We start from the raw sequence: 1,212 nt of genomic DNA on the forward strand, positions 1-1,212 counted from the left end.
GCCTCGGCTCTCATGAATCGAACTCCAGTCGAGGGTGACCAGGTTGTTTGTGCCAAATGACCTGTCGAAGATCGCGCCGAACGACTGCCTGGCCGCAGGTCGGGCAGGAATAGAATTGGAACGACTTCCTGCCTATGTTTCACTGGCCTACCGTCAGTCCGGGTCGTCGCCGGACGCAACTTGCCGATACCGGAAGTGATTGCGGATATGTTCGTTGAAATAGCGGCCCTTGGCAAAGGCGGCCTTGAACGCGGCGAAGGTCTCCGGCGGCACGTCCTCACACTCGTATCGTTTGCCGCTGGCGACGAACCACACCGAGAGCATTCTGCTATCCGGATCGTATTCCGTTTTGCGTATCGAGGTAGACGGCATGACGGCGGCTCGATCAAAGGGAGTCAACGATCGGTTAGGCCGTCGCGTTCCTGGTGATTTGTGAGCGCGCTACGGCACCAAGTTTCGGTGCGGAGAGCCCGTCCTCCGCTTTCGCGGTCGCAGCGATAGTTGGCATCGCCTCAGCGCCGTTGAATGGTGATGACATTCTCTTTTCGGAATCAGCCATCCCGGTAGTTGGGGTACCGACCTCTTCGGCGGGCTGGCCTGCCCGGTGTAATCGTCGGTCAAAGCCGGAACCGGCTGTACCGGGAGATATTCGATCGGTGGCACGTCCGGCATGTGCGTCTGCGAAAACGCCTCTGCGGACTTGAATGGCTGTGTCTCGAGAAAGCGCAGCTTGTCGCCGAAGATCGGCGCTGGACTTCAACAAGCCGGCATCTGCCGGATTTCCTGTGGCATCACCAGGTCACGTTCGCGAATCTGTTCGACCCTCGTGCGTCTCGGACGTGCTCGAGGTGGACAAGCTCACCTCAAACCAGAGGTGGCGGCGGCGAGGTGCAGGCACTCGACAAGTCCGTCGTGCACCGGCGAACGGACTAGCCTCTCGTTTCACAGCAGCAGCTCTTCGATCCGGTCGCTCGGATGCTCATCGGCAAAATAGGCAGCACGTGGCCGAGCCAGGCTTCCGAGGTTGCCGTTGAGCCCGCCCGAGGTCGGTTGTCTTGCATCCAAACGGGGGCATCCACAGACGCATCAACGTCATTGTCATCCGCCTTCTGGAACAACCAAGAAAAACTATCGTTTGAATCAATTGAAGCTGACATTGTTTTTCGATCGATCGAATCCTTATTCTTGTTCGTCGGACGGCTGTCGATCATG

The 1,212-nt window shown here is 58.3% G+C and carries 2 protein-coding genes; both read right to left on the bottom strand.

Annotation, left to right across the window (positions count from 1 at the left end; all coding sequences use genetic code 11):
* Nucleotides 1-153: 153 nt before the first annotated feature.
* Nucleotides 154-372 (bottom strand): KTSC domain-containing protein, encoded by a 219-nt coding sequence (locus E5W87_RS27685; protein ID WP_292404853.1) that lies wholly within the window; start codon nucleotides 370-372, stop codon nucleotides 154-156.
* A gap of 557 nt (nucleotides 373-929) precedes the next feature.
* Nucleotides 930-1,212 (bottom strand): hypothetical protein (locus E5W87_RS27690; protein ID WP_292404856.1); only part of this gene is annotated, 283 nt, incomplete at its 5' end.

Source organism: Mesorhizobium sp. (assembly GCF_004962925.1).
Classification (GTDB): Bacteria; Pseudomonadota; Alphaproteobacteria; order Rhizobiales; family Rhizobiaceae; genus Mesorhizobium.

Bases quoted from the DNA above. Each gene is read 5' to 3' on its own strand.
- E5W87_RS27685 (WP_292404853.1), bottom strand. From the start codon at position 372: ATGCCGTCTACCTCGATACGCAAAACGGAATACGATCCGGATAGCAGA.